This is a genomic window from Algoriphagus namhaensis, from assembly GCF_042649705.1.
GTDB classification, from domain to species: domain Bacteria; phylum Bacteroidota; class Bacteroidia; order Cytophagales; family Cyclobacteriaceae; genus Algoriphagus; species Algoriphagus namhaensis.
Window position 1 is genome coordinate 832547 of record NZ_JBHRZS010000006.1, and the last position, 12318, is coordinate 844864.

At 43.8% G+C, this 12318-nt stretch carries 11 protein-coding genes and 2 tRNA genes; 3 read left to right on the forward strand and 10 right to left on the reverse strand.

Going from position 1 to position 12318, the window contains the following annotated elements; translation table 11 throughout:
- Nucleotide 1: 1 nt before the first annotated feature.
- The 6 genes from ACFOSV_RS07170 to dapF all read right to left on the reverse strand — a co-directional run bounded on the left by ACFOSV_RS07170 (nt 2) and on the right by dapF (nt 8743).
- A complete protein-coding gene (locus tag ACFOSV_RS07170; protein WP_377904859.1) occupies nt 2-1864 on the reverse strand; it encodes a tetratricopeptide repeat-containing sensor histidine kinase in 1863 nt (620 codons plus the stop codon).
- Nucleotides 1865-1947: 83 nt separating this feature from the next.
- The gene (locus ACFOSV_RS07175) at nt 1948-2721 is read right to left on the reverse strand and encodes a S1/P1 nuclease (RefSeq protein WP_377904861.1); all 774 of its coding nucleotides are present in this window, start codon (nt 2719-2721) and stop codon (nt 1948-1950) included.
- A gap of 59 nt (nt 2722-2780) precedes the next feature.
- Nucleotides 2781-3971 (reverse strand): M20 metallopeptidase family protein, encoded by a 1191-nt coding sequence (locus ACFOSV_RS07180; protein WP_377904863.1) that lies wholly within the window; start codon nt 3969-3971, stop codon nt 2781-2783.
- Nucleotides 3952-4494, reverse strand: coding sequence for a hypothetical protein (locus ACFOSV_RS07185; protein WP_377904865.1), 543 nt, complete (start codon nt 4492-4494; stop codon nt 3952-3954). Before ACFOSV_RS07185 ends, ACFOSV_RS07180 begins: the two co-directional genes overlap by 20 nt.
- Before the next feature lie 7 nt (nt 4495-4501).
- Nucleotides 4502-7879: a preprotein translocase subunit SecA gene (gene secA, locus ACFOSV_RS07190; RefSeq protein ID WP_377904867.1), complete on the reverse strand. Its 3378-nt coding sequence runs from the start codon at nt 7877-7879 to the stop codon at nt 4502-4504.
- Between the two features lie 93 nt (nt 7880-7972).
- The gene (gene dapF, locus ACFOSV_RS07195) at nt 7973-8743 is read right to left on the reverse strand and encodes a diaminopimelate epimerase (RefSeq protein ID WP_377904869.1); all 771 of its coding nucleotides are present in this window, start codon (nt 8741-8743) and stop codon (nt 7973-7975) included.
- Between the two features lie 213 nt (nt 8744-8956).
- Here dapF and ACFOSV_RS07200 point away from each other — a divergent pair, with 213 nt between their 5' ends.
- The 3 genes from ACFOSV_RS07200 to ACFOSV_RS07210 all read left to right on the forward strand — a co-directional run bounded on the left by ACFOSV_RS07200 (nt 8957) and on the right by ACFOSV_RS07210 (nt 10221).
- Nucleotides 8957-9229 carry a hypothetical protein gene (locus ACFOSV_RS07200; RefSeq protein ID WP_377904871.1) on the forward strand — a complete coding sequence of 91 codons (273 nt, stop codon included), beginning with the start codon at nt 8957-8959 and terminating at the stop codon, nt 9227-9229.
- A gap of 34 nt (nt 9230-9263) precedes the next feature.
- Nucleotides 9264-9677, forward strand: a complete 414-nt coding sequence (locus tag ACFOSV_RS07205; RefSeq protein ID WP_377904873.1) for a superoxide dismutase — start codon at nt 9264-9266, stop codon at nt 9675-9677.
- A 76-nt stretch (nt 9678-9753) separates the two neighbouring features.
- Nucleotides 9754-10221 (forward strand): pyrophosphohydrolase domain-containing protein, encoded by a 468-nt coding sequence (locus ACFOSV_RS07210; RefSeq protein WP_377904875.1) that lies wholly within the window; start codon nt 9754-9756, stop codon nt 10219-10221.
- A 1-nt stretch (nt 10222) separates the two neighbouring features.
- Here the strand turns inward: ACFOSV_RS07210 and ACFOSV_RS07215 are convergent, their stop codons facing one another.
- The 4 genes from ACFOSV_RS07215 to ACFOSV_RS07230 all read right to left on the reverse strand — a co-directional run bounded on the left by ACFOSV_RS07215 (nt 10223) and on the right by ACFOSV_RS07230 (nt 12297).
- A complete protein-coding gene (locus ACFOSV_RS07215; RefSeq protein ID WP_377904877.1) occupies nt 10223-11068 on the reverse strand; it encodes a mechanosensitive ion channel family protein in 846 nt (281 codons plus the stop codon).
- Between the two features lie 77 nt (nt 11069-11145).
- Nucleotides 11146-11229: transfer RNA gene (locus tag ACFOSV_RS07220), tRNA-Leu, on the reverse strand.
- A gap of 66 nt (nt 11230-11295) precedes the next feature.
- Nucleotides 11296-11368: transfer RNA gene (locus tag ACFOSV_RS07225), tRNA-Gly, on the reverse strand.
- Between the two features lie 131 nt (nt 11369-11499).
- A complete protein-coding gene (locus ACFOSV_RS07230) occupies nt 11500-12297 on the reverse strand; it encodes a LuxR C-terminal-related transcriptional regulator (protein ID WP_377904879.1) in 798 nt (265 codons plus the stop codon).
- Nucleotides 12298-12318 lie beyond the last annotated feature (21 nt).

Here is a 12318-nt window from a genome sequence, read left to right on the forward strand (position 1 = left end):
ATTATAAAATACAGACCTCAGTTCCAGTTTGAGCTGAAGAATTGAGAATTAATTTCCTCCCGATTCGCTCTGCTCGAGTTCTCATATTGCTCAAGCCATTCCCCAAGCCATTTTGCTCTGATATTCCTCTTCCATTATCTCGTACTTTCAGTGCTACTTTTCCAGCTTCGGTTCCAAGCCAAGTTGTAATCTGACTCGCTCCGGAATGTTTCACGGCATTATTGACAGCCTCCTGAGCCACACGATACATATTCACTCCTTCCATTGAATTCAGCTTCTGATCCATCGACAATTTTTCATCAAACTGGAGCTCAAAATGTAGATTAGGGAAGGACGCTTGAGCTTTATTAATCAAATTGCTGAGCCGAACTTGAAGATCCTCCAAGCTGATATGATCCTTATTCATGGCCCAAATGGTATCGCGCAGTTCGTTTACCGTTTCCACAGTAAAGGCAGAAATCTGATCCACTTTACTTGCCATTTTTTCCTTCGAAAGCTCAATGTATTTCAAGTTATCCAAAGAAGAAACGATGAATGTAAGCTGGGCGCCAATATTATCATGTAGGTCTGACGAAATCCTATTTCGTTGCTCTTGAAGCCTCTTTTGGGTCTCCTGTTCGGACAAAATCGCCTGTAGTTTTGCCTCTTGTTCGAGATGGCGATTTTTTGTCATTTGCCGGTAATAAATGAAAAAGGCAACACCCAAAACTATCAGGATTAACACGAGTAATAAAAGAAGCTGATTGTTTCGGTTACCGATTAGAACTTCATTTTCGGCAAGAGTTGCTCTTGACTCTGCGAGCTCTCGTTCCTTGGTTTGGATTTCATATTTGGCCTCTAGTTCGCCCATGAGCTTTACCCGCTCTTCTTTAAAAATGGAGTCTTTGAGTACCGCGTATTCTTCCAAATAAGCCATGGCCTGTTCCGGTTTGGACATAGCCTTATGAAACCGAAATTGCTCATAGAGATAGTCACGTTTTTTCTCCGTGGATTGGCTAATCTCCACATACTTCGCAGCCGAATCCATCATGATATAAGCCTTACCAAAATCATTCAAATTGTAAGCAATGGTGGCAAGATTGGTGTAGTTGGCGGCCAGGCTATAAGCATCTTCATCTTGGTTATTCACACTCACTGCTGTTTCAAGCCATGACTGTGCTTCCGCATACTTTTTCTGCTTTAGGAGCGTATTTCCAATATTATTGAAGGTGAAAGAAATCCTTGTGCTATCGAGCTGGTCAATATTTTCAATGATTTTGAAGTGATAGTAAAGGGCACTATCCGGCTTACCCCAGTCGTCAAAATTGATACCGATAGCATTCAGGGCAAAGGCTTCGAAGGTTGGATTTCCTTGTGAAAATTCCGTGAGGAGGTTGTAGGCTTTTTTTCCGTATTCTACTCCCTTGGCATAATCTTCCATATCATGGTACACCACAGAAATATCCAACAAGGCATAGCCCATATAGTTTGTATCCAGCGCCGCTGTGGCATTTTCTAAGCCCTTTTGGGAATAGAATAGTGATTGATCCCAGTTTCCGGCCATGGACTCCAGTCGGTTGAGCCGGATATAACACAGGCTGATCATATCCGAAGTGCGGTCAGGATCAAGCAGGGAGGCACTTTTTAAAAAGTATTCCTTTGCCTTTTCATTTTGGTCTTGGGCTCTATTGAATTTCTCGGCATAGAAAAAAAAGTAGATGCCACTATCCCCAGCATTCTTGAGATTTACTTTTTCTAACTCAAAAATAATGTCCGCAGAGTCTGGATTTACGAATGAGCGCCCAAGCCTAGTCCTCAAATCCTGAGAAAGACTCAAATGGGAAAACAAAGAAAAAGAAGTGACTAGCAGTAAAATTCTGTACATCTAGGAAGGCAAATACCTTCTAAATATAAAAAATGGATTTGGCCTTTAGGGCTAGTCCAATAATTATTTATATTATTTTGAGACTAGCCATAAATTTCTTCAAGGATTTGGGCAAGCCTAACGCTAGCTGCTATCAGCCTTTCCTCCACCGTATCGTTCGCCTCATACATGTACACCCAGCTGATTTTCTTGCTCTCAGGAAGTTTGTACACCAAAGGTCTCAAGGCCACGGCCTCTTTCAACCAATCCTCCATGCTAGCAGATCTATAGGCATTTTGCATTTCAGGAGTCACTCTTCGATAAAGTTCATCACCCAATTCCGAGTAACTCATTCCCTTCCTATCGATCATCCCGCTATCCCAAAGGGCATGTAGATTAGTCGCTTGATTAAAAAATTCAATTCGAACATCATTTCCTCCACGATCTTCACCCGTGCCTACGTGTAAAGGTTGATGAATATCTTCAACAATGTGAATTAGCATTTTCAGCTTTTCAGCTTCCTCCTTTGGAGAAAGTCCTCCCGCTTTCAATTCTGCTTTCAACCGCTTTATCGCTTCAAAAGCATCTCCATCTTTTTCTTGGATTGTTGGATCGTATTCTCCGTTTTTCGAAGTGAGATAATGCCAAGTATTCGCATAATCATAAGATCGATCCGACCGAATCTCATCCATCCAAGTGCCACTTCTTCCCAAGGACATCGGATAAATGACACTTTCTACCTTTTTCAAGGTGGATTTCTTCATTTGCTTTTCAGCCATATAGCCAATCAGGTAATGCCCGATTTGTCCCCAAGCAAAAACCTGGGAAGAAAGTGTGCAGCAAAATAAAAGAAGGGAAAGAAGACGTAGTTTTTTCATTGGGAAAATATTGAATCGCGAAAATACAGGGAGAAATCCAAAGTAAGTTTATTCTAAGATTAACTTTTCTGGAGTTCGGCCACAGCCAGCCAAGCCATCAATCCTGCACCAATCTCCAAAGCATCCTCATCAATATCAAAAGTAGGAGTGTGTACACCGGATACGATCCCCTTGGCTTCATTTCTCGTACCCAATCGATAGAAACATCCATCTACAACTTGTGAATAGTACGCGAAGTCTTCTGCTGCCATCCAAATATCCAGATCCACTACATTTTCGGCTCCTAAGTATTCTACAGCGGCTTCTTTGGCACGAGCAGTCAATTCAGGATCGTTTTTCAAAAAAGGGTACCCTTTCCGGATTTCAAAATCCAATTCACCACCCATTCCTTCTACTATGCCATGGGCAATTTGGAGCATTTTCTGATGAGCTTTCGCTCTCCATGGCTCGTCTAGCGTTCGGAAAGTGCCTTGAATTTTCACCTCATTGGGAATCACATTCGTCGCTCCAAGCGCCTCCACACGTCCAAATGAGAGCACACTAGGTACCTTAGGGCTGGCGGCACGACTGACTACCTGTTGCAAAGCAACAATCAAATGAGAGGCAATCAGTACTGGGTCGATCAAAGTTTCAGGCATAGCTCCATGTCCACCCTTTCCTTTCACCGTGATATACAATTCATCTGCACTAGCCATATAAATCCCCTGCCGAAAGCCAACTTTACCTACTGGAATGAAGGGCATCACATGCTGACCGATAATACCATTAGGTCTGGGGTTTTCCAGTACTTTGTCCCGAATCATCAAAGAAGCACCTCCTGGAGCTACTTCCTCACCCGGCTGAAAAATAAGTTTGATCGTCCCTTCAAATGAATCTTTAACTCCATGAAGGATTTTGGCTGCACCCAAAAGTGAAGCCGTATGTGCATCATGTCCACAGGCATGCATCACACCAGGAGTTTTCGACTTGTAAGACACATCATTGGCCTCGATAATGGGCAAGGCATCCATGTCAGCTCGAAGTGCGATTACTTTTTTTGAGGGGTTTTTCCCTTGAATCAAGGCTGTCCAGCCTGTTTCTGCCTTTTGTTCTAGTCCATTGATACCGATTTCCTCAAGCTTAGCTTGGACAAATTTTGCGGTATTGTATTCTTGGTAGGAAAGCTCTGGATTAGCGTGAAGGTGTCGGCGGTTTTGGATGATCTCATCCTTTAAATCCTTGGCCAGGTTCTTAATTTTCTCCTTCAGCATAGTCATCTGTGACTTTTTGGATTTGGAAATCCTTTCGTTGTATACGGTCTTGAATAATTCGAGCCATAGGGAAAGTCTCCTTAATCAAGGAATAGTTTCTTTGTGCTTCGATTCGGTGGATATATTGTCCGACCTTAAGCAAATATCGAGGTTGCTCGTATTGCATTCTTGATTTTAGCTCAGGGAAAAAGGTCTCCAAATCTTCCTGTGCCTTGAAAGCATCAGTCCTACTGATGCCTGAGTACACCAAAACAGAGAAACCATCGAAATATGGCTCAGATTCATTTGCTCTCACCGTTTCCATTCTCAGTTGAGCAAGCCTGTCGTCGATTGCCAAATTCGAGTTTTCCTGTGGACTATTAAGCGATGCAATCTGCTCGGAGTAATCCGGATAGCTGGGTAAGGAGCTCTGCAAATTTTCCGAATAATTGGAATAATCCGCAACACCAGAGCTCGCTGGGCCTGATGCCTTACAACCCATTAAGATGATCAATCCTCCTAAAATTACCAGCTTGGTTTTCATTGCTTTTCTATTCTATAATCACACACTTTCCGGACTCTACATCCTGCTCCACACTCTTATACTTCACGTCTTTGACGGTTTTCCCGTCCACATATTGTACCGAAACTCGGTCATTTCTTCCGTAGGTCTTGTCTACTTTTCGAGGTGCTACCACCTGCACAGCTTCTCTTCCTGCCGAAGCCGCGGCTGCAGCTGCTCGATTTGCACCAGGATTTAGACTGCTGGATACTTCAGCTTTTGACGCTTGCACATTGGCTTCTTGCTGTCTTCTTGGCTGAGCCGCATTGACCTGGGATGGATCCTGCTTCGGCAAGTCAGCCCGAGTCAAGAATGAAGTTACATCCTCATTCAACTTACCAATGAAGCGCTTAAACATCTCAAAGGCCTCAAATTTGTAAATCAAAAGTGGATCTTTCTGCTCGTAAACGGCATTTTGTACCGACTGCTTCAGATCATCCATATCGCGTAGATGTTCCTTCCAATTTTGATCGATAATCGCCAAAGTCACATTTTTCTCCAAAGATCGGATCAAGTCGCGGCCTTCTGTTTCGAGCATTTTTTCCAGATTCACAACCACACCGATTTGCTTGACACCGTCCGAAATGGGAACCATGATATCTTTCACAGTGGCTCCACGCTCCTCCTGTACCTTCTGGAATACAGGGATGGCCGTCACCATGATTCTCTTATTCTTGTCCTGATAGCTTTCGAAAGCTAACTGGTACAGCTCTTGGGTTAAAACAGTGGCATCCTTGGTCTTCAAATCACTTTCAGAAACTTGAAAGTCAAGGCCCAAAGTGGTAAATACATTCATTCGGAAGTTTTCCTGATCTTCGGTGGACTTACCCATATCTACAAGGCCCTCGCACACATCGTAAAGGATATTCAAAATATCCAGCTCCAATCTTTCTCCTTTTAGCGCATTTCTTCTTCGCTTGTACACCACCTCACGCTGTGAATTCATCACATCGTCATACTCGAGCAGTCTCTTTCTTGTGCCAAAGTTATTTTCCTCCACTTTACGCTGAGCGCGCTCAATAGACTTACTGATCATGGAGTGCTGAATCACTTCTCCCTCTTCAAGACCCATGCGATCCATCAGTTTTGCGATACGATCGGAACCAAAAAGTCGCATCAAACTATCCTCCAGCGACACAAAGAACTGCGAGGAACCCACATCTCCTTGTCGACCCGAACGTCCTCTCAGCTGACGATCGACCCGTCGAGATTCGTGGCGCTCAGTACCGATGATGGCCAAACCTCCCGCTGCACGGGACTCTGGGGTCAATTTGATATCCGTACCACGACCGGCCATGTTGGTGGCAATGGTGACTGTTCCAGGCTTACCGGCTTCAGCTACCACATCTGCCTCTCTGGCATGCTGCTTCGCATTCAGTACTTGGTGAGGCACCTTTTTCAAGGTGAGCATTCTACTCAATACTTCTGAAATCTCCACCGATGTGGTACCGACGAGGACTGGTCGTCCCTGAGCTACCAATTCATTGATTTCATCTACTACAGCATTGAATTTCTCGCGTACGGTTTTATAGACCTTGTCTTCCTTGTCTGCTCTGATAATCGGCTTGTTTGTCGGGATCACCACCACGTCAAGCTTATAGATTTCCCAGAATTCTCCAGCTTCTGTCTCGGCAGTTCCGGTCATACCAGACAGCTTATGGTACATTCTGAAATAATTCTGAAGAGTAATCGTAGCGTAGGTCTGTGTAGCATCTTCTACTTTCACATTTTCCTTAGCTTCGATGGCTTGGTGCAAACCGTCAGAATAGCGTCGCCCTTCCATCACTCGGCCTGTTTGCTCATCCACGATTTTCACTTTTCCATCCACTAGGATGTATTCAGTATCTCGCTCAAACATACAATAGGCCTTCAAAAGCTGATTTACCGTGTGGATTCGCTGAGCTTTGACTCCATAATCTTTAATCGCTTCCTCTTTTCGGATGAGCTTTTCTTTTTCATCTAAAGATTCACTCTTTTCCAAATCTGCAATCACCACCCCAATGTCAGGCATCACGAAAAATTCCGTGTCTTCATTTTTGGTGGTCATCGTTTCGATGCCGCGGTCAGTAAGATCGACTACGTTGGTTTTTTCATCAATAGTGAAAAGTAGTGGTTCATCTGCCTCAGGCATATTTTTCTTGTTGTCCTGCAGGTAAAAATTTTCTGTTTTCTGAAGGATCACACGAACGCCTGGCTCAGATAGGTACTTAATCAAAGGCTTGTACTTTGGCATGCCTCGGAATGCTCGGAAGAGCGAAAGTCCACCTTCTTTTTCATTGCCATCGGCGATAAGCTTTTTGGCATTAGTCAAAAATCCTTGAACCAGCTTTCGCTGCTCATCCACCAAGGCCGCCACTCGAGGCTTCATGTCGTCAAACTCATGGACATCCCCCTTTGGCACAGGACCAGAGATGATCAGCGGAGTTCTAGCGTCATCAATCAATACAGAATCGACCTCATCAATCATCGCAAAATGATGCTTGCCTTGAACAAGATCGCTGGCATCACGAGCCATATTGTCACGGAGATAGTCAAAGCCAAACTCATTGTTGGTTCCGTAAACAATATCTGACTTGTAGGCTTTTTTACGGCCTTCACTATTTGGGGTGTATTTGTCGATACAATCCACCGTCAAGCCATGGAATTCAAAAAGTGGCGCATTCCATTCGGAGTCACGCTTGGCTAGGTAGTCATTGACTGTAACTACATGCACGCCACGCCCTGCTAATGCATTGAGATAAGCTGGAAGCGTAGACACGAGCGTCTTACCTTCACCAGTGGCCATTTCGGCGATTTTACCTTTATGGAGTACCATACCACCGATCAGCTGCACATCATAGTGCACCATATCCCAGACCACTTCGGTTCCTGCTGCCATCCAAGAATTTTTCCAGATCGCCTTTTCTCCTTCGATCTGTACATTGTCTTTTTTGGCTGCCAATTCCTTATCACGGATATTGGCCTGCACTTGCAGGCTTCCATTTTCCTTGAATCTTCTGGCCGTCTCCTTCACCACAGCAAAAGCTTGAGGTAACACTTCCTCCAAAACTTTCTCCAGCGATTCATCGCGCTCCTTCTCCAATTGATCAATTTGATTGAAAAGTTGATCTTTCTCATGGATGGCCTGAGCTGGTAGCTTTTCAATTTCTGCTCTCACTCCTTCGATTTTTTCATCGATAGGACGGAGGAAGTCATTGATGCGCTCTTTGATTTGTGTAGTCTTAGCTCTCAGCTCATCATCACTGATTGCCTTAAGTTTTTCAAATTCTGCGTTGATTTCCTTCACCCGTGGGCTCAGTTCTTTGATATCTCTATCGGACTTGGTACCAAAAACCTTGGCCAGTCCTTTTGCTATTGCGTCTAACATGTCGGCTTACTATTCTCTAATCGGGCGCTAAAAATACGCCCTTTTTGTTACAATTGATAATGCTTTGAGGTCTTTGGCATACTTGCTCCCAACCTAAATTTCTATATTTCCTGCAAAGACTTGTTCGGCTGGCCCGATGAGCCAGATGTCTTCAAATCCTCTTTCGGCATCCCATGCATATCGTACGGCTAGATTGCCTCCGAGGGTATTTATTTTCACCGTTTGGTTTTGATTTTTGGTACCAAAGCCCAATGCAGCAGCCGTCACACCTGTGCCACAAGACAGAGTTTCATCCTCCACTCCTCGCTCAAAGGTCCGTACGAAAAGCTCATTTTCACCTAAAAGCTCCACAAAGTTCACATTGGTCCCCAGCGGATAACGTTCCGAATGCCTAACTTTCTTTCCTTCCATCACTATAGGATAGGTCTTCACCTCATTCACTTTGCGAAGATGATGCGGCGACCCGGTGTCAATAAATAGATCTTCTTCTACTCTCTCCGTATCAGGGACATTACCCATGCGTAATTCTACCAGGCTTTGATCGATTTTGGCTTCATGAGGACCATCGATGGCCAAAAAACGCGTTTCTTGTTCCACTATGCCCAGAAACTTTGCGAAAGCTACTGCGCAGCGAGCTCCATTACCACACATGCTTTGACTTCCATCTGCATTGAAATACACCATTTCAAAGTCATAATCGGTATGATTTCGAATCAAAATGACACCATCTGCTCCAATTCCAAATTTGCGATCGCAAAGACGCGAAATGAGCTCAAGGTCTTGATGATCAAAAGAATTTTCGCGGTCGTCGATCATCACAAAATCGTTGCCGGTGCCTTGGTACTTGAAGAAAGAAATATTCATGGGCAAAAAGATGAGCTAGTCTCAGGTCAAAAACGAATCCAACCCTGCTTTGGTGCGCTAAAGGTACCGATCTTGTCAGAAAATCAGACGTATTGTCCGACCTAGGTTTTCGATCGCCTTGATAATTCACTAATTTTAAGTTAACCGAGCTCCAAACATTCAAGTTTAAACTTTATAAATAGACGAGAAAACTTACTCTCGAGAAGAACTTTTTTGTCCAATACCTCCAAAGCGAGTCTCGAACTAGGGCTGGCTACGTCGGGAATCCTTTCCGCCTGTAGCAATGCTGCCAATGGAGACCAAAAAGCACTTTTGGCCACCAGCTTCACGCAAACGCATTTGGCTTATGATTTCGCAGCACTTGCACCCAATATCGATGCGATGACCATGGAAATACACTACACCAAGCATGCAGCAGGATATGCCAAAAATCTTGGTGACGCCATCGGAGATGAAAATGCAGACACGAACAAGCCACTTGAATAGGTACTGGCGAATATCTCAAACTATACCACCAAAAATGCGAAATAATGGAGGCGGGCATTACAATAATGAACTATTTTGGAAAGTGATGAATCCAAATGGAGGAGGAATGCCTCTAGGTGATCTCGCGGGTGCGATTGAAGCTTCCTTTTGGAGTTTTGATGCCTTTTCCACAGAATTTGAAAATGCAGCAAAAACCCGATTTGGCTCCGGCTGGGCTTGGCTAGTGGTGGGTAAGGACAAAAAATTAGCTGTAAGATCCACGCCAAATCAAGACAATCCATTGATGGACATTTCTGACTTCAAAGGTACTCCTCTTCTTGGACTAGATGTCTGGGAGCATGCGTATTATTTGAATTATCAAAACAGAAGACCAGACTACGTTTCGGCTTTTTGGAAGGTGGTGGATTGGAACACCGTAGGCGCTCGCTATTCCGCGGCTATGATGTAATTAATGGATTATTCAGAGAAAAGACCGGAAGTTCCGGTCTTTTTTTTTTACTTCGAGAATTAAATCCGAATCCTCTATGCAAGATCCAAAATCTCTAACTTCAGTAGCTAAATTTCACGAAACCTTCAAGCATCCGGTGCTCTCTGAACCGACGATTCCTTCTGATACCCGTTGCAACCTTCGAGTTTCCCTTTTGTCCGAGGAACTGAAGGAACTTGAGGAGGCGATCGAAAATAAGGATCTGGTAGAAATCGCCGATGCACTATGCGATCTGCAGTATGTACTTTCCGGAGCGATCTTGGAGTTTGGGTTGGGAGAAAAATTCAAAGCCCTCTTTGATGAGGTGCAGCGCTCTAATATGAGTAAGGCCTGCGAAACCGAAGAAGAAGCTAAGGCCACGGTGGCACACTATGAAGCCAAAGGAACTCCTTGCTTTTATGAAAAAGAAGGGGAGCTGTATCTAGTCTTCCGCGAAGGAGATCATAAGACACTGAAGTCCGTGAATTATTCTCCTGCAGATTTGAAGGGGATTATAGAAGGGTAATTCAAGTAGTCTCTAGGGAATTTCCCTGATAGTTTTTGAGCTCGACGATCTTGGAGGGCAAGTTAAATCCGGCCTTTTCTAGAGCTTCCAAAACCGAAATAATGGCCTCCGTCTTGGTGCGCATATCCGAGCGGGTGCGATCAAAGGTATCCACCCAAAAAGTCACTTGGAGATTCAAAGTACTTTCAGCCAGATCGGCTATCCAGACATTGGGTTTTTTCCCATCAGTGAGTACCCCATCGACTTTTATAACTTCTAGAAGGATAACCTCCATCGCTTTGTGGTAATCCGATCCATAGTCTAGGCCAATAATAAAATCGTAGCGAAGAAAGCCATCGATTGTGAAATTGGTCAGCGGGTTTTTGATTAGGGTTGCATTAGGAATAAAAGTATCCTTTCCATCTCCAGTTTTGATCTGCGTATCCCTCAGGTTCATAGCCAACACAGTACCTCTCATGCCAACGATATCTATGACATCTCCTACTCGAAAGGGCCGCTTAAATGCCAAGAGGATTCCAGCAAGGAAATTTTCTCCTATGTCCTTGAGGGCAAATCCGATCACAAAAGCTGAGATCCCTGCTCCCGCCAAAAGTCCAGACACCACACCCGTCAAGCCTACCACTCTGAATACGACCATAAAGCCAATGATCATAATAATCATTCGGAATATGACCGAGATAAAATTAGCGAGTAGCGGATCATCCATGCGCCTCACTAGCCTTTTGCCTAGAATACCCTGAAGGAAATTGGCGAGGAAGTAGAAGCCAAGGAGGATTCCTATGGCTACACCAGAGGTAATCAAAACATCAGTGAGACTTTCCCAAGAGATATTAAAAAGATCTTTCATATCGAAAAATAGCCATTTTTATGGATTGATACCTTTGCCTAAAACACAAAAAGCCCCACATTTCTGTGAGGCTTCTGTACCAGGAGCGGGAATCGAACCCGCACGGCCTTACGGCCACAAGATTTTAAGTCTTGCGTGTCTACCTATTCCACCATCCCGGCTTCACCCAGACTTTACTGAGCTACTTATTGAATTAAACAACAAAGCCCTTTTGCAAGGGCTTTTTGAGCGAGAGACGAGATTCGAACTCGCGACCCCGACCTTGGCAAGGTCGTGCTCTACCAGCTGAGCTACTCTCGCGTTTGTACATCAGAACGTGATCCGATTGAATTGTGGATGCAAAGGTAATTTGTCCAGATAAATTTGCAAGCCTTTTGTGGGTAAATTATTTTCTTTTGAATGATTTTTATCCCAAAACTGCGCTCTTCAACCTAAAAGTCGTAGGATGCAAGGATCTTGACCATATCCATTACATTTCTTGCACCTAGCTTCTTCAAGATATTTTTTCGGTGTGTTCCCACGGTATTTACTGAAATATGAAGCTTATCGGCAACTTCTTTAGATGAAAATCCCTCCAAAATAAAGCCTGCAATTTGCTTTTCCTTTTTGGTCAACTTTATAGGTTGATCCGAAGGCCTGTTCTTACTGACTACCACCCGCTCTCTATCCTCTTTTACGTAAGAATAATTCCAATCATAGCTGGATATTTTAGGTGTATGATCCAAGCGGACAATGACATGCAAATCCATGGCAAAATTTCCATTTTCATCAATAAAATAGGGTTTTACCCTTCCCAACATCCAAAACACCTCTTTGCTAGTACGATGAACCCACCGAGTGGTGTATGAAAACTCAAAACTCTGCTTTTCTTTTAAGGTTAACCCATGAAATGCCTTGAATACTATCTCTTGAAATCTAAAAAGCTCAGGCCGATCATCTGGATGGATCATGGTAAAAGCGGCCTCCATTCCTGCCTTTCTGAATATTGAAGAAGGATAACCGACCAAATCTTCGACATTTTCAGTAAAAAAGGCCAGAGTCAGATGTCTGTAATCAAAACAAGCAATATACAAGCCTTCTTGCATGCCAATATTTTGACTGATCACTTCTAAGTTTTCCATGAGTTTGCTCTCATCAGGAGAAGACTTAAACTCTTGCTTAGCCCACTTCTGAAAAAACTTAGTGTACTTGTTTTGATTCTTAAGGTTTTTGAGGAGAATCTTATCCATTGACGTGTAAAAAGGTTTTTG